This is a genomic window from Streptomyces sp. NPDC020742, assembly GCF_040641675.1.
In the GTDB taxonomy this organism is placed as follows: Bacteria; Actinomycetota; Actinomycetes; order Streptomycetales; family Streptomycetaceae; genus Streptomyces.
On the sequence record NZ_JBFAEA010000008.1, the window covers coordinates 161288 to 180536 of the forward strand.

At 69.6% G+C, this 19249-nt stretch carries 13 protein-coding genes and 2 tRNA genes; 2 read left to right on the forward strand and 13 right to left on the reverse strand.

What is annotated here, in order from left to right; all coding sequences use genetic code 11:
* Positions 1-150 precede the first annotated feature (150 nt).
* Positions 151-223: transfer RNA gene (locus AB0G84_RS17005), tRNA-Ala, on the reverse strand.
* A gap of 127 nt (positions 224-350) precedes the next feature.
* Here AB0G84_RS17005 and AB0G84_RS17010 point away from each other — a divergent pair.
* Complete coding sequence (locus AB0G84_RS17010) at positions 351-899, forward strand: DNA-binding protein (protein ID WP_361320840.1); 549 nt, start codon at positions 351-353, stop codon at positions 897-899.
* Between the two features lie 56 nt (positions 900-955).
* Positions 956-2314, forward strand: a complete 1359-nt coding sequence (locus AB0G84_RS17015) for a serine/threonine-protein kinase (protein ID WP_361320842.1) — start codon at positions 956-958, stop codon at positions 2312-2314.
* Between the two features lie 29 nt (positions 2315-2343).
* On the opposite strand, the gene AB0G84_RS17020 is transcribed toward AB0G84_RS17015, so the two are convergent.
* The 12 genes from AB0G84_RS17020 to dnaA all read right to left on the reverse strand — a co-directional run bounded on the left by AB0G84_RS17020 (position 2344) and on the right by dnaA (position 18979).
* Positions 2344-3741 (reverse strand): hypothetical protein, encoded by a 1398-nt coding sequence (locus AB0G84_RS17020; protein ID WP_361320843.1) that lies wholly within the window; start codon positions 3739-3741, stop codon positions 2344-2346.
* Between the two features lie 79 nt (positions 3742-3820).
* Positions 3821-5698, reverse strand: coding sequence for a VWA domain-containing protein (locus AB0G84_RS17025; protein ID WP_361320845.1), 1878 nt, complete (start codon positions 5696-5698; stop codon positions 3821-3823).
* Between the two features lie 243 nt (positions 5699-5941).
* Complete coding sequence (locus AB0G84_RS17030) at positions 5942-6076, reverse strand: DLW-39 family protein (protein ID WP_003958712.1); 135 nt, start codon at positions 6074-6076, stop codon at positions 5942-5944.
* A 188-nt stretch (positions 6077-6264) separates the two neighbouring features.
* Positions 6265-6338, reverse strand: a tRNA-Ile gene (locus AB0G84_RS17035).
* Between the two features lie 87 nt (positions 6339-6425).
* Positions 6426-7133: a DUF3566 domain-containing protein gene (locus tag AB0G84_RS17040; protein ID WP_361320847.1), complete on the reverse strand. Its 708-nt coding sequence runs from the start codon at positions 7131-7133 to the stop codon at positions 6426-6428.
* 15 nt (positions 7134-7148) lie between these two features.
* Positions 7149-9749 (reverse strand): DNA gyrase subunit A, encoded by a 2601-nt coding sequence (gene gyrA / locus AB0G84_RS17045; protein ID WP_361320849.1) that lies wholly within the window; start codon positions 9747-9749, stop codon positions 7149-7151.
* Between the two features lie 50 nt (positions 9750-9799).
* Positions 9800-11857, reverse strand: a complete 2058-nt coding sequence (gene gyrB / locus AB0G84_RS17050) for a DNA topoisomerase (ATP-hydrolyzing) subunit B (protein ID WP_361320851.1) — start codon at positions 11855-11857, stop codon at positions 9800-9802.
* Positions 11858-12154: 297 nt separating this feature from the next.
* Positions 12155-12688 (reverse strand): DciA family protein, encoded by a 534-nt coding sequence (locus tag AB0G84_RS17055; protein ID WP_361320853.1) that lies wholly within the window; start codon positions 12686-12688, stop codon positions 12155-12157.
* A complete protein-coding gene (recF, locus tag AB0G84_RS17060; RefSeq protein WP_361320855.1) occupies positions 12685-13821 on the reverse strand; it encodes a DNA replication/repair protein RecF in 1137 nt (378 codons plus the stop codon). Before recF ends, AB0G84_RS17055 begins: the two co-directional genes overlap by 4 nt.
* 48 nt (positions 13822-13869) lie before the next feature.
* A complete protein-coding gene (gnd, locus tag AB0G84_RS17065; protein WP_361320857.1) occupies positions 13870-14748 on the reverse strand; it encodes a phosphogluconate dehydrogenase (NAD(+)-dependent, decarboxylating) in 879 nt (292 codons plus the stop codon).
* Between the two features lie 156 nt (positions 14749-14904).
* A complete protein-coding gene (gene dnaN, locus AB0G84_RS17070) occupies positions 14905-16035 on the reverse strand; it encodes a DNA polymerase III subunit beta (RefSeq protein ID WP_361321063.1) in 1131 nt (376 codons plus the stop codon).
* Positions 16036-17062: 1027 nt separating this feature from the next.
* Positions 17063-18979 (reverse strand): chromosomal replication initiator protein DnaA, encoded by a 1917-nt coding sequence (gene dnaA, locus AB0G84_RS17075; protein WP_361320859.1) that lies wholly within the window; start codon positions 18977-18979, stop codon positions 17063-17065.
* Positions 18980-19249 lie beyond the last annotated feature (270 nt).

Sequence of the window (19249 nt, forward strand, 5' to 3'; positions counted from 1 at the left end):
CCCCCGTCCCGTACGAGGGACGGCGGGCACGGCCCGCTCGCATGCGGGCGGAGCGGGGCCGGCGGCCGGATAACGATCCGTCAGCATCCGCACTGGCATGAAAAAAGCCCCTCTGACCAGCGGTTTCGCCGACCGGAAGGGCTTGGGGAGTGGAGCCTAGGGGAGTCGAACCCCTGACATCTGCCATGCAAAGACAGCGCTCTACCAACTGAGCTAAGGCCCCTTCGCGCACCAGGGTACCCGGTGTCCGGACCCTTTCCCGACCGGGTATCGCCGCACACCGTCGCTCTCCGTAGGATGCTTCGCGAGATTCGCGGCAGCGAAGCGATCGGGGAGTCAGGGGAGAGGGTATGGACGCAGCACAGCAGGAAGCCACCGCGCGGGCCCGGGAGCTTCAGCGCAGTTGGTACGGGGAGCCTCTGGGTGCGCTGTTCCGCCGTCTCATCGACGACCTCGGGCTCAACCAGGCCCGGCTCGCCGCCGTGCTCGGGCTGTCCGCCCCGATGCTCTCCCAGCTGATGAGCGGGCAGCGGGCGAAGATAGGCAACCCGGCCGTGGTCCAGCGGGTCCAGGCACTCCAGGAACTGTCCGGTCAGGTCGCGGACGGCAGCGTCAGCGCCGCCGAGGCCACCGACCGCATGGAAGAGATCAAGAAGACGGCGGGCGGATCGGTGCTCAACAACACCACACAGCAGACGTCGTCGACGGGGGCGACCACGGTCCGCCGCGTGGTCCGTGAGATCCAGTCGTTGCTGAGATCGGTCTCCGACGCCGGCGACATCATCGATGCGGCGAACTCCCTCGCCCCCACTCACCCCGAACTGGCAGAGTTCCTCCGGGTCTACGGTGCCGGCCGCACCGCCGATGCGGTCGCCCACTACGAGGCGCACCAGAGCTAGGGTGCGTCGGCCACGGCCACAGGGGACGTCGCGAGTCAGGAAGCGGACGGGGCGCAATGGGTGAGATCTTCGGCGGCCGGTACGAGCTGATCGATCCGATCGGACGGGGCGGGGTGGGCGCCGTCTGGCGCGCCTGGGACCACCGGCGTCGCCGCTATGTGGCGGCCAAGGTGTTGCAGCAGAGCGATGCCCACACCCTGCTGCGCTTCGTCCGCGAACAGGCGCTGCGGATCGACCATCCGCATGTGCTGGCCCCCGCGAGCTGGGCCGCCGACGACGACAAGGTGCTGTTCACCATGGACCTGGTGCACGGCGGCTCGCTGGCGCACCTGACCGGCGATTACGGCCCCCTGCCGCCCCGGTTCGTGTGCACCCTGCTGGACCAACTGCTGGCCGGGCTGACCGCGGTGCACGCGGAGGGGGTGGTGCATCGCGACATCAAACCGGCGAACATCCTGTTGGAAGCCACCGGCACCGGCCGCCCGCACCTGCGGCTGTCGGACTTCGGCATCGCGATGCGCAAGGGCGAGCCGCGACTCACCGAGGCCAACTATGTGGTGGGCACGCCGGGTTACTTCGCTCCGGAGCAGATGCTCGGCGCCGAACCGGACTTCCCGGCCGACCTGTTCGCGGTCGGTCTGGTCGCGGTCTATCTGCTCACGGGCATCAAGCCGGACGTCGAGGAGCTGGTCGGGCACTTCGCCGACCACGGGATCCCGAACGCGCCCGAGGGCATCCCGGAGCCGCTGTGGCAGGTGCTGGGCTCTCTGGTGCACCCGAACCCGGACTGCCGCTTCAAGACCGCCACGGGGGCGCGCAAGGCGGTCCTGTCGGCGGTGGAGCTGCTTCCGGACCCGACGATCGAGGACGAGCTCGTCGAGGTCTTCGACCACATCGGTCCGCTGCCGGCCGGGTACGGACCGGAGGGGCCGACAGCCGACCGGGAAGCAGCCGGGGAGCCGACGACGGGCGCCCCGGCCGGCCCCGGCTCCACCGGGCAGCGCTCCCTGACGGACACCGGCAGCTTCCAGCTCGCCCCGCCGGAGCCGAGCAACCCTCCGACGCCGAGCAACCCTCCGACGCCGGGCAGCCCTCCGACGCCGCCCCCCGTGCCGCTGCCCGCACCGGCGGCCACGCCCCCTCCGGCGCCGGCAGAGGTACCGCCGGCGCCGCCCGTGCCCGCGTACGAGCCGACCGCCACGGTCCCCCCGAGGAGCGCCGTCACCCGCCCGTACACGGCCGGGCCGCACCCGGTTGTCGGGCAGCCACCTGCCGGCACACCGACCGGCGTGCCGGCCGCGGCGCCACCCGCCCCGTACCGAAGGCCGGGACCGCCCCCGAAGGTCGCGGTGCCGGTATTGATCGTGGCGCTGCTGTGCATCGCGGTGGGCGTCTGGGCGCTGCTGTCCGCCTGACCGACCCGCACCGGTCGGGCCCGTCGGGGCTACCTGCCCGGCGGTGGGCCGAACTGCTGCTGGTGCCCGTGGTGTTGCCCCGGCTGCGTGGGCCGGTGCGGTCCCCCGCGCTGCTGCGGCAGCTCGGGCGCGGTACCCGGCCCGCGGGACCCGGCAGCGGCCGACCGCCGGGCCACGAGGGTCCATGACCCCAGTCCCGCCAGCAGCACCGCCCCCGTGCCGATCCCGGCATACCCCACCACCGTCAAGGTGCCGCTCTTCGCCGCCTCCTGCGCGGTCCGGCCGGTCCGTGCCGTCTCCTGGTCCTCCGGAGTGACGGTGAAGGCGCCGGCTGGATCGGCGTAACCGGGCCCGGACTTGGCGGCGCCCCGGACATCGACCCGGAGGGTCAGTTCCGCGCCCTTGGGGAAGTACTGCGCGGCGTCCGGGTGCAGGCTGACCTCCAGGTAGTACCAGCCGGCGAACCGCATCGCGCTGACCGAGTCGGTCGGGTCGAGACGGTTGCCGTAGTCGACCGGTGCGGTGAACACCTTGGCGGCGGCGGGCTGCCCGCGGTACGGGACGAAGTTGTTCGTGCTGACCGCGCCACGAGCCGGGTTGTAGACGCCCAGTCCGAGCGCATTGGTGACGAAGTCATGTGAGGCGGCCGGGGAGTTCGGGAGCTCCGCGCTGAGGTTGAGCCGCTGCCCCCAGTCCACCGGTACGCGGTAGAAGCGGCTCTCACCGGGCTTGATGCGGTCCCGCCACACGCCCGCGGCGACCGAACCGGCGTCGTTGAATCCGGTGCCGCCCTGGGCGTTGCGCTTGGTGGCATCGGTGCGCGGTGCAGGCGTCGCGGTGCTCCAGGTGCCCCGGCCCGGCCGGGCAGGCGTACTGCCCTTCAGCGGCGGCTCATCGAGGTGGTCCAGCTCGATGGGCCAGAGGTCGGGCCCTGAAGTGGCCGACCCGTCGCGTTCGACCACCACGTAGTACGGACCGGCCTTCTGGCAGTCGGAACGGTCGGTGCCGATGCGGCGGAAGGCGTAGTCGGCGATCGGATAGGCCATCCCGCCGCCGTTGAAGGACGGAGTCGCCTCCGAGCAGGTGGCGCCGCTGCTGTCCTGGACGGTGAGGGTGAGCTTGTCCTTGTAGTCCTCGACCTTGGTGCCCGGGCGGGGCGCGGCGACCACCGAGAAGTAGGCGTTGTTCCTGTCATCGAGTGTGACCGCGTAGTACTTCTGCTCACCGCGCCGGATGGTGTCGGTGTGCAGTCCGGGCTTGAGCGGGGGCGCTGTCGCGGCACTGGAGGTGCCCTTGACCTCCGTGGCGCCGTCCGCGGTCCGGTATCCGGGCACGCTCTCGGCCGCGGCCACCGCCATCGCCCCCGGAAGGGCCGTTGCCGCGGCCAGTGCGGCCACGAAGGCCGCCGCTCTCTGCCCATGTTTCACGTGAAACACCGCCCGAGTCGTCCTGCGCCCCGTCACTACGAGCCACCCCTCATCGGATCCGAATCCCGCCCGCGACGGCCTATTTGCTGCGGGCCCGCACATAGGCCAACGCCAGGCCGGCCAGCAGCAGCACCCCCACACCGCCGACGGCCAGAGCCACCACACGCCCGGTGGACCATCCTCCTCCGCCGGCCCCGGCGCCGTCCGCCGAGGGCCCGGATTGGTCGGCAGTGGAGCCGGGCTTGACCGCGGCTGCCCCCGCTTCGGGCCCGGCCTTCTCCTTGCCCAGTACCGCGATCCGCAGCACCACGCCGATCTGCGGGTTCTCCGCGATCTCAGAAACCTTGGCACCCAGCCTCACCGCGAGGTAGAAGTCCCCCTTGGAGTGAACGGGGATCACATTGGGGTGGCCCTCATAGCGGTTGGTCCAGGAGACCGGGACCGTGCCCATGCTGAGCGACGCCAGCCGCCCGTTGTACGGCACCTGCGGGCTGAAGACGCCGGTACCGCTGCCGACCGGGGTACGGAACGGGGTGTAGACCTGGGTGCCGCCGGAGGACGTGATCGAGCTGTGGCCCTTGACGGTCGGTTCGTTGGCGAACTCCACGTCGTAGCGCAGCTGCTGGCCCCAGCCGACCGGCACCTTGTACCAGAGGGTCTGGGCCGGCAGGACCTTGTCCCGCCAGACCCCCGGGTGCAGGGTCACGGCGTCGTTGAAGCCGGTACCGCCGGTGACGTTCCGGGGCGCAGTGGTCGGCAGCGTGGCGTCCTCGCCGCCCGCGCCGTAGTCCGGCTCCGACTGCGCGGGCGTGACGCCCTTCTTCAGCGGGTGTTCCACGTGAAACGTCAGCTCCAGCGGCCAGCGCGCGGCGTCCGAGCCAGGAGCGGACTGACGCTTGACGACCAGCCAGTACCGGCCGGCCTTGTCACAGGTACCGGTACCGCTCTGTGACGGCACCCGGCTGATGCCCGCGGTCAGCGGGGTGGCCCCCTCCGTCTGTCCGAACTGCTCGGTGGTGGAGCCGCAGCTGCCCTCGGCGCCCTTGGTGATCTCGGTGCTCAGCCGGTCGAGGAGACCGATGGTCGCGCCGGCCCGGGGCGCCACGGTCGCCGAGAAGTCGGCCGTCGAGACGGCGTCGAGGTCGACCGCGTAGGTACGCGTCTCACCGGGCCCGATGGTGTCCAGGTACTGCCCGGCGTCCAGGTGCGGAGCTCCGCTCCTGCTCGCCGTGCTGCGGACCTGCCTGCCCTGCAACCGGTAGCCCTTGACGGAGAGTTGCCCCGCACGCTGCAACTGACGGGCGAGCGCCCGGGCATCCGGTGCGTCGTAGTACCGCCCGTTGCCGGCCTTGGCGATGCACTCCAGCTGGGACCGGGCCTTGCCGGCCACCTGGAAGCCGATGGTGTCGATGTGCAGATCCACGCCGGACGCGGCGAGTTGGGCGGCCACCTTGCACGGCGGTGGCGCCTGGCAGGTGTCCTCGCCGTCGGAGATCAGCAGGATCGTCCGCGTGCCGGTCGCCCCCGCGACGGCCTGGGGAAGGTCGCCTGCGGCCTTGCGCAGGGAGAGCCCGATGGGGGTGTCGCCCTTGGGCCGTACGCCCGCGACGGCCCGCTTGAGGCCCGCGCGGTCGAGGGCCGCGACCGGCTGGGCGAGCCGGGTGTCGTCACAGCCCTTGGGATGGTCGGCGCCGTAGACCCGCAGACCGGTCGGATACCCGTCGGGGAGCGCATCGGCGACCGTCCCCACGGCCTTCCGGGCGGCAGCGATCCGGGTGCTCCCCGAGCCGTCGTCCTCCGCCATCGAGCCCGAGGAGTCGAGCACCATCACCATGCCGGAGCCGTCGGCAGGCGGTGCCGCGGACGGGGCCGCGGTGGCCGGAAAAGGTGTGGCGGTCAGGGCAAGCAGCAGCCCGCCGAGCCACGCCACCGCCCCCTTGCACACTCGGTGCGTCATCGTCTTGATCCCCCTTGTGCCCTGCTGGTCACATCACAGACAGAAGCTTTGCTTACGCAATCTAATGGTGTGCTGTAGCAAACTCAAGAAGATCACCGTCACGGTCCTACAACGACAATCAGCCACCCCGCACCGGCCTCCCGCGCCCCCGCGGCGGACCGCGCCCCCTAGCCCCGGACATACGAAACCCCGACCGCCCTCAGGCAGTCGGGGTCCGTACGAATCTGCTGTGCGTGTGGGGTCTCAGACACCCGAACCTGCGGGCACGGAGTCGGTCGCCTCCGTCCACAGATCCTGCTCGGCGCGATCCGCCTGGATCTGGCGGTACACGAGGAGCCCGCCGATGGCGGCCAGTGCGACCAGGAGAAGCTTCTTCACCGCGCGACCTCGTCTTTCGTTGACGTAGGGGACCTATGTCGGCCGATGATACACACCGGTCGATATCGATCGGTTACCTAGCCCGCGCTCGGCAACGCCTTGTCTCGGGCCGCCGACCCGGGCCAACTTCCGCCTCCGAACAACGAATCGGCCCGGCCGGGAAGTTCCCGGCCGGGCCGTTCGTGCAGTGCGGCTACCAGGACTTGAACCTGGGGCCTCTTCCTTATCAGGGAAGCGCTCTAACCGTCTGAGCTATAGCCGCTCGCTGGCTGCACCGAAAGATTAGCGCACTTCAGAGGCGTTCCCAAAATCGGTTCCCGAAGGCCCGGGAACGCCCTCCCGCACCGGGTCACTCGTCCTCGGCGAGCGTGAGCTCCACGCCTCCGACGAAGCCCGCCGACAGGTTGTAGATGAAGGCCCCGAGCGTGGCCAGCGCGGTCGCCAGGACCACGTCGATCACCGCGATGATCGAGGTGAACAGCAGCACCCTCGGCAGCGACAGGAACCCCTGCAGATCGAAGCCGCCGCCGTCGCCGTTGGTGGTGGCCTCGCTGATCGTGCCGCCGACCGTGGAGAAGACACCCATGGCGTTCATCACCATCCACAGCACCGCGGCGGCCACCACCGTGCAGATGCCCAGCGCGACCGACAGCAGGAAGCTGACCTTCATCACCGACCACGGATCGGCACGCGCCACCCGCAGCCGGGCCTTGCGCGTCCGCGGCGCCGTTTGGACGTCCGTGCGCGGCCGGCGGACCGCCTGCCCTGCGCCCTGCCCGGCACCGGTGGAGTACGCCTGAGGCGGCTGGTACGGCTGCTGCTGGCCGCCCTGTGCCGACGGGGCCGGCTGTGCCGTCCCCTGCGGCTCCGGCTTGGGCTGCGGCTGTGGTTGACGGGTGTCGGTCACGGTTCCCCCCTCTTGAGAGCCCTCGTCCCGGGGGCCGTTGTCAGAAATGGCGGAGCCACGGGCGCCGGACTCCGTCACGGTTGCGGGTCCGGACGAGGAGCCCTTCCCGGCTCCCGCTCCACCCGCTGTTGCGCCCGTGGCTCCACTCACGACCTGCTCCTCGTGCTACTCCGCCGCGGCCTCGGTGTCGTCGGCCGCCGTGGCCTCCGCGGGCGCCTCGTCCGCGTCGACCTCTTCGGCCTCGCGACCCGCCTCGGCGTTCCGTGCGATCCCGACGACGGCATCGCGCTTGCCCAGGTTGATCAGTTGGACGCCCATGGTGTCACGGCCGGTCTCACGGACCTCATTGACCCGCGTACGGATCACGCCACCGCTGAGCGTGATCGCGAGGATCTCATCGGTCTCCTCGACGACCAGCGCCCCGACCAGCGAACCCCGGTCCTCGACGATCTTGGCGGCCTTGATGCCCAGACCACCGCGGCCCTGGACCCGGTACTCGTCGACCGCGGTGCGCTTGGCGTAGCCGCCGTCCGTCGCGGTGAAGACGTAGGTGTTGGCGCGGACCACGTTCATCGAGAGCAGCTCATCGCCCTCGCGGAAGCTCATGCCCTTCACACCGGAGGTGGCCCGGCCCATCGGGCGCAGCGCCTCATCCGTCGCGGTGAACCGGATCGACTGAGCCTTCTTGCTGATCAGCAGCAGGTCATCGGTCTCCGAGACCAGCTCGGCGCCGATCAGCTCGTCGTCCGAGCCGTCCTCCTGCTCACGCAGGTTGATCGCGATCACACCACCGGAGCGGGGCGAGTCGTAGTCCTTGAGCGGGGTCTTCTTGACCAGGCCGGCCTTGGTGGCGAGCACCAGGTACGGGGTGGCCTCGTAGTCGCGGATCGCCAGGATCTGGGCGATCTGCTCGTCCGGCTGGAAGGCCAGCAGGTTGGCCACGTGCTGGCCGCGCGCGTCCCGCCCCGCGTCCGGCAGCTCATAGGCCTTGGCCCGGTAGACCCGGCCCTTGTTCGTGAAGAACAGCAGCCAGTGGTGGGTGGTGGAGACGAAGAAGTGGTCGACGATGTCGTCTTCCTTGAGCTTCGTGCCCCGGACGCCCTTGCCGCCGCGCTTCTGCGAGCGGTAGTCGTCGGTCTTGGTGCGCTTCACATAGCCGCCACGGCTGATCGTGACGACGATGTCCTCCTCGGCGATCAGGTCCTCGATGGACATGTCGCCCTCGAAGGGCACCAGCTTGGAGCGCCGGTCGTCGCCGAACTTCTCGACGATCGCGGCGAGTTCCTCGCTGATGATCTGGCGCTGCCGCTCCGGCGAGGCCAGGATCGCGTTGTACTCGTTGATCTTGCGCTGCAGCTCGTCGTGCTCCGCGGTGATCTTCTGGCGCTCCAGGGCGGCCAGCCGACGCAGCTGCATCTCCAGGATCGCGTTCGCCTGGATCTCGTCGATCTCCAGCAGGCCCATCAGGCCCTCGCGCGCGATCTCGACCGTCTCGCTGCGCCGGATCAGCGCGATGACCTCGTCGATCGCGTCCAGCGCCTTGAGCAGACCACGCAGGATGTGCGCCCGCTCCTCGGCCTTGCGCAGCCGGAACTTCGTCCGGCGGACGATGACCTCGATCTGGTGGGTGACCCAGTTGCGGATGAACGCGTCCAGGGACAGCGTGCGCGGCACCCCGTCCACCAGGGCGAGCATGTTCGCACCGAAGTTGGTCTGCAGATCGGTGTGCTTGTAGAGGTTGTTGAGGACGACCTTGGCGACCGCGTCCCGCTTGAGGACGATCACCAGCCGCTGGCCGGTGCGCGAGGACGTCTCGTCACGGACGTCCGCGATACCGCCGATCTTGCCGTCCTTGACCAGGTCGGCAATCTTCTGGGCGAGGTTGTCCGGGTTGACCTGGTAGGGCAGCTCGGTGACCACCAGGCACTGGCGGTTCTGGATCTCCTCGACCTCGACCACCGCGCGCATGGTGATCGAGCCGCGGCCGGTGCGGTAGGCCTCCTCGATGCCCTTGCGGCCCACCACCAGCGCACCGGTGGGGAAGTCCGGGCCCTTGATCCGCTCGATCAGGGCGTCCAGCAGCTCCTCGTGGGAGGCCTCCGGGTGCTCCAGCGCCCACTGGGCACCGGCCGCGACCTCGCGCAGGTTGTGCGGCGGGATATTGGTGGCCATACCGACCGCGATACCGGCCGAGCCGTTGATCAGCAGGTTCGGGAAGCGGGACGGCAGGACCGTCGGCTCCTGGTTACGGCCGTCGTAGTTGTCCTGGAAGTCGACGGTCTCCTCGTCGATGTCCCGGAGCATCTCCATCGACAGCGGCGCCATCTTGCACTCGGTGTACCGCATGGCCGCGGCCGGGTCGTTGCCCGGGGAGCCGAAGTTGCCGTTGGAGTCGACCAGCGGCATCCGCATCGACCACGGCTGCGCCAGGCGCACCAGCGCGTCGTAGATCGAGGAGTCGCCGTGCGGGTGGTACGTACCCATGACGTCACCGACGACGCGGGCACACTTGTAGAAGCCCTTCTCGGGGCGGTAGCCGCCGTCGTACATCGCGTACAGCACCCGGCGGTGGACGGGCTTGAGACCGTCGCGGATGTCGGGCAGCGCACGCGAGACGATGACGGACATCGCGTAGTCGAGGTAGGAGCGCTGCATCTCCGTCTCGAGCCCGACGGGCTCGACACGCATCCCGACGCCTTCGATGGTGGCGGGCGCGCCCTCGGCGGTCACGCCGTCCGGGGTCACAGGGGAGTTCTCGTCGGCCATGGTGGTTCAAAGTCCTTTCGAGCTGCGGCTGTTGGAAGGGCCGACAGGGCTCAGATGTCGAGGAAGCGGACGTCCTTGGCGTTGCGCTGGATGAACGAGCGGCGCGCCTCGACGTCCTCGCCCATCAGCACGGAGAACAGGTCATCCGCGCGGGCCGCGTCGTCCAGGGAGACCTGGCCGAGCACCCGGTGGTCGGTGTCCATGGTCGTCACCCGCAGCTCCTCGGCGTTCATCTCGCCGAGACCCTTGAACCGCTGGACCGAGTCGTCCTTGATCCGCTTGCCGTTCCGCTTGCCGAGCTCGATCAGCTGGTCCCGCTCCGGGTCCGAGTACGCGTACTCGAAGTCGTCCCGACCCCACTTGATCTTGTACAGCGGCGGCCGGGAGAGGTAGACGTGACCGGCCTCGACCAGCGGGCGCATGAAGCGGAACAGGAACGTCAGCAGCAGGGTGTTGATGTGCTGACCGTCGACATCGGCGTCCGCCATCAAGATGATCTTGTGGTACCGGAGCTTCTCGATGTCGAAGTCCTCGTGCACACCCGTACCGAAGGCCGAGATCAGCGCCTGGACCTCGTTGTTCTGCAGGATCTTGTCGACCCGGGCCTTCTCGACGTTGAGGATCTTGCCTCGGATCGGGAGGATCGCCTGGTACTCCGGGTTACGGCCGGACTTGGCCGAGCCGCCGGCGGAGTCACCCTCGACGATGAAGATCTCGCACTTGGTCGGGTCGTTCGACTGGCAGTCGCTCAGCTTGCCCGGCAGCGACGCGGTCTCCAGCAGACCCTTGCGGCGCGTCAGATCGCGCGCCTTACGGGCGGCCACCCGGGCGGTCGCCGCCTGGATGCCCTTGCGGATGATGTCCGCGGCCTCGTTGGGGTTGCGGTCCAGCCAGTCGTTGAGGTGCTCGTGGACCACCTTCTGGACGAAGGTCTTGACCTCGGTGTTGCCCAGCTTGGTCTTGGTCTGGCCCTCGAACTGCGGCTCGGCGAGCTTGACCGAGATGATCGCCGTCAGCCCCTCGCGGATGTCCTCACCCGTGAGGTTGTCGTCCTTCTCCCGCAGCAGCTTCCGGTCGCGCGCATAGCGGTTGATCAGGCCCGTCAGCGCAGCGCGGAAGCCCTCCTCGTGGGTACCGCCCTCGTGGGTGTGGATGATGTTCGCGAAGCTGTAGACACCCTCGCTGTACTGGGTGTTCCACTGCATCGCGAGGTCGACGGAGAGGTTCCGCTCCTTGTCCTCGGCCTCCACCGAGACCACCGTCGGATGCACCAGCTCGCCCTTGCGCGAGTTGAGGTACTTCACGAAGTCGACGATGCCGCCCTCGTAGTGGTACCGCACCGCGAGCGGCGTGCCGTCCTCGTCCACGTGGTCCGGCCGCTCGTCCTTGAGCGAGATGGTCAGCCCCTTGTTGAGGAACGCCATCTCCTGGAACCGCCGCGACAGCGTCTCGAAGCTGTAGGTGGTGGTCTCGAAGATCTCGCCGTCGGCCCAGAAGGTGACCGAGGTGCCGTGCTTGTCGGTCGCCTCGTGCTTGGCCAGCGGGGCGGTGGGCACGCCCTGCTTGTACTCCTGGGTCCAGCGGTAGCCGTCCGTGCAGATCTCGACCGCGACGCGGGTCGACAGGGCGTTCACCACGGACACACCCACGCCGTGCAGACCACCGGAGACCGCGTATCCGCCGCCGCCGAACTTGCCGCCGGCGTGCAGGACGGTCAGCACGACCTCGACGGCCGGCTTGTTCTCGGACGGCACGATGCCGACGGGGATACCGCGGCCGTTGTCGACGACGCGCACGCCGCCGTCGGCCAGGATCGTCACGTCGATGGTGTCGGCGTGGCCGGCCAGCGCCTCGTCGACGGAGTTGTCGACGACCTCCTGCACGAGGTGGTGCAGACCGCGCTCGCCCGTCGAGCCGATGTACATGCCAGGGCGCTTACGGACCGCGTCCAGGCCCTCAAGGACGGTGATCGCGCTGGCGTCGTACGACTTCTCCTCCGAGGAGTCGCCCATGGCGCCGGCCGGAACCCCCTCCTCTTCGGTAGAAGCTGTGTTGTTCTCGTTGAGGTCGCCGGAGTCGGCCACGAAGCGCCCTTTCTGGCACAGCACGAGCCAATCCGCACCTGCTGCGATCTCCCCGCGAAGGACAGGTGGGAGCGGCTCGTCGTTCGACTTGTTCCGCGAGTGGGCGGGATTGCTACCAGTCTACCGGTAGCGCTGACACTCATGGGGGTTTGCAGGCGCCTGAGTCGTCATGTGCCGCCCTGAACCGGCATCCGCCGACTCCCCATATGTGAGAAGGGGCCCCAGGACGCTCACACGGGCACTCAGCGCTTCCGGCTGTCAACCGGCGGCTACCGTGAGCGGAGTCTCACCCGTCCCAGGGATTTACCGGTGTCCTGGGACCTATCCGTAGGTGTCGCCGGGGCCCTTGCTCCCGGGTGCGCGCAGCGCCCCGTACCGGCGGGCGGGACCGCCCGGACCCAGCACCTTGATCAGCTTCACCGTGCCGTGGCCCAGGTCCTCGTTGAGGCGGGCCACCAGCGTCGGGGCCAGCAGCCGCAGCTGGGTCGCCCACGCCGTCGAATCGCACTGCACCGTCAGCACCCGGGCGTCCTCGTCGTACCGCTGCGGCTCGCAGTGCTGCGCCACCTCGGGCCCGACCAGCTGCGGCCAGCGCCCCATCACCCCGCCGACCGCGGCCGGCGTCTCCCAGCCGCGCTCGGTGATCAGTCGGTTGATCGCGGCACCCAGCGGCAGCGGGTCGCGCCCGTCCGCCCGGGCGCCGGAGCGCAGGCCCCCGCGTCGGGCCTGCTTCTTCTGCTGTGCGGCCGCGCCCCGCGCCCGCGCCTGCTCCTTGGCGGCCACCAACGCCTGCCGGGCGAGGTCCACACCGGACAGCTCCGGCGGCTTGGCCCCCTCGGACCGCTCCTCGCTCACGACGTCACCTTCTCCACCACACCGCCCGCGACCGCATAGCGCGCCCCGGTCAACACCCCGGGAACGTCGTCGTCCACCGCCGCGGTCACCAACACCTGCTCGCCCGGTGCCACCAGCTCCGCCAGCCGTTCCCGGCGGCGGGCGTCCAGCTCCGCGAAGACGTCGTCGAGCACGAGCACCGGCTCATTGCCCTCGGCCCGCAGCAGGTCGTACGACGCCAGCCGCAACGCCAGCGCGTACGACCAGGACTCACCGTGGCTGGCGTACCCCTTGGCGGGCAGCTGCCCCAGCTTGAGCAGCAGCTCGTCGCGGTGCGGGCCGACCAGGGTGACCCCGCGCTCGATCTCCTGCTTACGGGCCTCGCCGAGCGCCGCCAGCAGGCCGCCGTACAGCTCCTCACGGGTCGAGGCGGTGGCCGGCGCGGCGTCGGCGGAGGCCCGGTACTCCAGCGCCAGCGGCCCGCCGCCCGGCGCCAGCTGCTCGTACGCCTTGTCCGCGAGCGGCTGCAGCGCGGCGATCAGGTCGAGCCGCTGCGCCAGCAGCTCGGCGCCCGCCCGGGCCAGATGCTGGTCCCACACGTCCAGCGTCGACAGATCCATCTGGCGCCCGCCGTGCCGCCGCGCCAACGCGGCGGTCTTCAGCAGGGTGTTGCGCTGCTTGAGGACCCGGTCGTAGTCCGAGCGCACTCCGGCCATCCGCGGCGCGCGTGCGGTGATCAGCTCGTCCAGGAACCGCCGGCGCTCACCGGGGTCGCCCTTGACCAGTGCCAGATCCTCCGGCGCGAACAGCACCGTCCGGACGATGCCGAGCACATCACGCGGTCTGACCTGCGAGGACCGGTTGATCCGGGCGCGGTTGGCCTTGCCGGGGTTGAGCTCCAGCTCGATCAGCTGCTGCCGGTCGCCCTGGACGACGGCAGCCCGGACGACGGCCCGTTCGGCGCCCATCCGCACCAGCGGGGCGTCCGAGGAGACCCGGTGGCTGCCCAATGTGGCCAGATAGCCGACCGCTTCGACCAGGTTGGTCTTGCCCTGTCCGTTGGGCCCCACAAACGCCGTGACGCCCGGTTCGAGCGGGACCTCGACCCGGGCGTACGAGCGGAAGTCGGCGAGCGACAGATGCGAAACATGCATGGCGTGCGCCGACCTCCCCCGGCTGCTGCCTGGTACTTCGTACGGGTACTACTTCTTGTTCTCGACCGCGTGGCCGCCGAACTGGTTGCGCAGCGCGGCGATCATCTTCATCTGCGGGGAGTCGTCCTGCCGCGAGGCGAAGCGGGCGAAGAGCGAGGCCGTGATCGCGGGCAGCGGCACGGCGTTGTCGATCGCGGCCTCGACCGTCCAGCGGCCCTCGCCGCTGTCCTGGGCGAAACCGCGCAGCTTCTCCAGGTGCTCGTCGTCGTCCAGCGCGTTGACGGCCAGGTCGAGCAGCCAGGAGCGGATGACCGTGCCCTCCTGCCACGAGCGGAAGACCTCGCGGACGTCGGTGACCGAGTCGACCTTCTCCAGCAGCTCCCAGCCCTCGGCGAAGGCCTGCATCATCGCGTACTCGATGCCGTTGTGGACCATCTTGGCGAAGTGGCCCGCGCCGACCTTGCCGGCGTGCACCGAGCCGTACTCGCCCTCCGGCTTGAGGGCGTCGAAGATCGGCTGCACCTTGGCTACGTCGTCCGGCTCGCCGCCGTACATCAGCGCATAGCCGTTCTCCAGGCCCCAGACACCGCCGGAGACACCGCAGTCGACGAAGCCGATGCCCTTGGTCTTCAGCTCCTCGGCGTGCTTCTCGTCGTCGGTCCAGCGGGAGTTGCCGCCGTCGACGACGATGTCGCCGGGCGAGAGCAGCTCCGCCAGCTCGTCGATCGTGGACTGGGTGGCGGCGCCGGCCGGGACCATGACCCAGATCACCCGAGGGCCCTTGAGCTTGTCCACAAGCTCCTGGAGGCTGTCCACATCCGCCAGGTCGGGGTTGCGGTCGTATCCGACGACGGTGTGGCCGGCGCGGCGGATGCGCTCGCGCATATTGCCGCCCATCTTGCCGAGACCGACGAGACCGAGCTCCATCAGAGACCCTCTTTGCACGTTGTCGTTGCTGGTGTACGCGAGTCCGAGCCTACGCCCGCAGGTCCGTGCACAGCTGTGGGCTCAGCCGCTCATCGGGGCTTGTCAGCCGGTCGCCGCAAGGGCGCCGATGAGCGGCCGAGGCTCGGTGCCGTCCGGTCAGCCGGACAGCCGCACCGGCATGATCAGGTACTTGTACGCGTCGTCGGCCTCGGCGTCCTTTGCCGGGCGGCCGCTGAGCAGCGCCGGCTTGGTGGACGTCGTGAAGGACAGCTGCGCCACCGGGGAGTCGATGGCCGACAGACCCTCCAGCAGGAAGCCGGGGTTGAAGGCGATCGAGATGTCGTCGCCCTCCAGATCGGCGTCGACCCTCTCCACAGCCTGTGCATCGTCGCTGGAGCCGGCCTCCAGGATCAGCACGCCCTGCTCGAAGCTCAGCCGGACCGGGGTGTTCCGCTCGGCCACCAGCGCCACACGCTTGACGGCCTCGACGAACGGGGCGGTCTCGATCACGGCGACCGAGTTGAACTCGGTGGGGAAGAGCGTGCGGTACTTGGGGAGGTCGCCCTCCAGCAGGCGGGTCGTGGTCCGTCGCCCGGCGCCCTCGAAACCGATCAGGCCCTCGCCCTTGCCGGAGCCGGAGAGCGCCAGGGTGACGGTGTCGCCGCTGCTCAGGGACTTGGCGGTGTCCAGCAGCGTCTTGGCCGGGACCAGCGCGACCGCAGAGGCGTCCGGGCTCTCCGGCTTCCACAGGAACTCGCGCACCGCGAAGCGGTAGCGGTCGGTGGAGGCCAGGGTGACCGTGTCGCCCTCGATCTCGATCCGTACGCCGGTGAGCACCGGGAGGGTGTCGTCACGGCCGGCGGCGATGGCCACCTGGGCGGCGGCCGCGGCGAAGACCTCACCGGGGACGGTGCCGGTGGCGGTGGGCATCGTCGGCAGCGCCGGGTACTCCTCCACAGGCAGTGTGTGGAGGGTGAACCGCGAGGAGCCGCAGACGACGGTGACCCGCACACCGTCGGTGGAGATCTCCACCGGGCGGTTGGGCAGCGCACGGCAGATGTCGGCGAGCAGCCGGCCGGAGACGAGGACGGTGCCCTCCTCCTCCACCTCGGCCTCCACCGAGACGCGCGCCGAGACCTCGTAGTCGAAGCCGGAGAGGCTCAGTGCGCCCTCCTCTGCCTTCAGCAGCAGGCCCGCGAGGACGGGCACCGGCGGACGGGCCGGGAGGCTCTTGGCCGCCCAGGCCACTGCCTCCGCGAGTACATCGCGCTCCACCCGGATCTTCACCGGAACCGCCTCCTGCTGTTGCTGGCTCTCGCCCTGCTGGCCTTCGTCGTCGGCTGAGTTGCCGGAGACCAGTCTGACGCACGCCACCGACAGTCGGTGCGGCTCGGGGTCAAGTCGGTTCGGCCCGTCCCGGACGCTCGGCGGCCAACTTGTGCACAGGCCCCGTTTCCGAACGAGTTCCCCGGTAGATATCCGTGGTCGTAGTAGTAGGGCCTGTGGAAACCGTGGACAACTGCTTTTGTGCAGGTCAACACGGACTTTTTGTCCACTGCTCCTGTGGGTGGCGGCCGTGGAAAAGCCGGCGTCGCTGTGGACCGCCCAAAGTTCTGCACACCCGATGCACAGGGAACGGGTACTTCTCCCCAGTGCCATCCCCAGCTTTACCCACGTTCCCCACAGCCCAACCCCTCACCTTGATGTGACGGCTTTCACTCGGCGCGGTGAGGGCGGGTGTTGTGTTGCCGAACAGTGGACAGGGGTGTGGAGAAGCTGGGGATGGCTGGGGACAACACCGCTTCTCCTGTGGGCGGCCGGTGGACAAGACATCCACTCCCCTGTGGACGGAATCTCTGTCCACAGCCTGTGGAGAGCGGTTGGCCACAAATCCACACGCTGCTGACCTCCCCCGATGCTCCGTCAGACGGTCGCCCTGTGGATCCCACAGGGATAACTTTCCCCTCCCCAGGATGTGGACGGAAGAATCTTGCCCAATCTGTGGAGAGAGGCCGTGACCAGGTACGGAATCGAACACCGCCGGCGTGCTCCACAGCCTCGGGACGGGCACCGGGCAGGTCTGTGACGCGCTGAGGACGCGCCGAGGACGCACTGAGGACGGGCTCGGAAGCGTCTGGAAGCGGTCGAAGGCCGGCTCGCGGCACCCACGGCACGCGTAACGGCGCCCCCTCACACACACCGTCCCTCCTTCCTGGCGGCGTCGGACGCGTCCGTACGACGCAGGGCGCCCCGGGAGCGGATCCCGGAGCGCCCTGGGCGCGCCCGTGGCGCGCTGACCGGCCCGCGGCCGGCCTCAGCCGTTCTTGATGCGGTTGGTCAGCTCGGTGACCTGGTTGTAGATGGAGCGCCGCTCGGCCATCAGCGCGCGGATCTTGCGGTCCGCGTGCATCACGGTGGTGTGGTCCCGTCCGCCGAACTGTGCGCCGATCTTCGGCAGGGAGAGATCGGTCAGCTCCCGGCACAGATACATGGCGATCTGTCGGGCGGTCACCAGCACCCGGCTGCGCGAGGAGCCGCACAGGTCGTCGATGGTCAGCCCGAAGTAGTCGGCGGTGGACGCCATGATCGCGGTGGCGGTGATCTCCGGCGCGGCGTCCTCGCCCCCGGGGATCAGATCCTTCAGCACGATCTCGGTCAGCCCCAGGTCCACCGGCTGGCGGTTGAGCGAGGCGAACGCGGTGACCCGGATCAGTGCGCCCTCCAGCTCGCGGATGTTGCGCGAGATGCGGGACGCGATGAACTCCAGCACCTCCGGAGGCGCATTCAGCTGCTCCTGGACGGCCTTCTTGCGGAGGATCGCGATCCGGGTCTCCAGCTCGGGCGGCTGGACGTCGGTGATCAGGCCCCACTCGAAGCGGTTGCGCAGCCGGTCTTCCAGGGTGACCAGCTGCTTGGGCGGCCGGTCACTGGAGAGCACGATCTGCTTGTTGGCGTTGTGGAGCGTATTGAAGGTGTGGAAGAACTCCTCCTGCGTCGACTCCTTGCTCGCCAGGAACTGGATGTCGTCGACCAGCAGGATGTCCATGTCGCGGTAGCGCTTGCGGAACGCGTCCGCCTTGCCGTCGCGGATGGAGTTGATGAACTCGTTGGTGAACTCCTCCGAGCTCACATAGCGCACCCGGGTGCCCGGATAGAGGCTCCGCGCGTAGTGCCCGATCGCATGCAGCAGGTGGGTCTTGCCCAGCCCCGACTCCCCATAGATGAACAGGGGGTTGTACGCCTTGGCCGGTGCCTCGGCGACGGCCACCGCGGCGGCGTGCGCGAAGCGGTTGGAGGCACCGATGACGAAGGTGTCGAAGAGGTACTTGGGGTTCAGCCGCGCGGTCGGCTCACCGGGGCCGGTCGCCGGCGCGGGCTGCGCGGCGAGCGGGCCGGGCGCACCACTGGGGGCGGGCAGGACGGCACCGGGGCCGGAGCGGCCGCCCGACTGGTGGTCGGGCAGCTCGCGGCGCTGCTGTTCGTACGGGGAGCGGCCGCCGTCGGAGTGCTGCGGCGGTCCGCTGCGGTCGGGGCCCGGTGAGCGGTAGTCGCCCTGCTGGTGCTGGTGGGAGGGCGACGAGGCGTACGGCTCGCGCCACGGCTCGGAGGAGGTGTCGCGCTCGGGGAAACCCCCGAGGTGCTGTTGCTGCCAGCCGTAGTCCTCGCGCGGGCCGGGACCGCCAGCCATGGAGCCGGAGTGCTGCGGCCAGGAGCCGGGCTCGTGCCGGGGCTGCTGGTAGTCCGGGTAGGCGGGCCGGACGCTGGGCAGTTCGTCGCCCTGGTGCCCATAGCCCTGCCGACTGTCGTGCCGGCTGTCGTGCCGGGGCTCGTAACCGTAGGCGTCGCGCTGCTGCGCCGGCTGGTGGGACTGCTGGTGCGACTGCTGCTGGTGGTGGTGCGGGGGCTGCGGGGACGACTGCTGCGGGGGAGTGGGTGCGGCCGGCGACGGGGGCTCCTCGGAGGAGTCGTCGACGGTGATCGCGATCCGGATCGGGCGGCCGCACTCATGGCTGAGGGCCTCCCCGATCAGCGGTGCGAGCCGGCCCTCCAGCACGCCCTTGGCGAATTCATTGGGGACGGCGAGCAGTGCGGTGTCGGCGACCAGTGCCAGCGGCTGGGTGCGCTTGAGCCAGTCCTGGTCCTTGGGCTTGAGGCCGTCGGCCTCCGCACGGAGGAGATGGTCGAGCACGCGGGGCCACACTGCGGCAAGATCGGCAGGTACATCAGCCACAGGGCACGCTCTCTCACAGTCCCACGAATGTGTGATTCTCAGGACGGGCGGGAAGGAAATGAAGTTCCGTCACGGTAGTCAGGGCGGGCCTGGGGATTCAAGTTGTTGTCCACAGCCTGTGCATAGTGTGTCCTGACAAGGACCCGGGCGCGGCGCTGAGGAGCCGGTTTGACCGGATGGCGTAGCCGCGCGTACCGTGACCAGGTCGAGTTGTCGATGGCTGCTGCCGCCTGCCTCCGATGGGCAAAGATCGCGCTCAGGTGATCGTGT